We start from the raw sequence: 603 nt of genomic DNA, 5'->3' as shown, positions 1-603 counted from the left end.
GGGGTTCCCAGCTGCGGCTGTCAAAACCCCAGCCGTGAAGTAGCACCAGGGGCTCGGCCGAGGTCGATACCAGCGCGGGAAAGTGATGGGCGGCCAGTGGAGCGTCGAGCTCCCGGGGCGCACTCAGGGGAATCATCGGGTCTGTCACGGCGCCTCCACAGACGCAAGTTCATGGAGACTGTCCGCCAGCGCGGACAGCAGCCCGGCCACCTGTGCCCGGGAGTGGCCGGCACTCAGGGTCACTCTCAGTCGGGCACTGCCTTTAGGTACGGTGGGTGGGCGAATAGCGACCACCCAGTAGCCTTTCTGCTCCAGGGCGGAGGCCAGGGCGAGTGCCCGGCGGTCATCCCCAATCAGCACCGGCTGGACCGCCGTGTGGGAGTCCATCAGGGTAAGCCCGAGGGCGCGTGCGCCGTCCCGGAACTGTACAATGCGCTCATTGAGCTCCGTCCGACGCCAGGCCTCCTCCTGCACCAGCCGCAGGCTCGCCCGGGTCGCCGCCGCGACCGCCGGTGGCAACGCGGTGGTGTAGATGTAGCTACGGGCAAACTGAATCAGCGTTTCGATCAGGGCCTCGCTGCCCGCCACAAACGCTCCGGCGGT

1 protein-coding gene is annotated in these 603 nt (G+C 67.8%); it reads right to left on the bottom strand.

The genetic code is table 11. The features are described from left to right. Window positions 1–144 precede the first annotated feature (144 nt). Window positions 145–603, bottom strand: a 459-nt coding sequence (locus B3187_RS04650; protein WP_286804820.1) for an aminotransferase class I/II-fold pyridoxal phosphate-dependent enzyme, incomplete at its 5' end; no start/stop codon positions are given.

Source organism: Marinimicrobium sp. UBA4209 (assembly GCF_002381585.1).
Classification (GTDB): domain Bacteria; phylum Pseudomonadota; class Gammaproteobacteria; order Pseudomonadales; family Cellvibrionaceae; genus Marinimicrobium; species Marinimicrobium koreense.
The sequence above is the reverse complement of the archived record's forward strand: the minus strand, read 5'-3'. Positions and strand labels throughout refer to the sequence as shown.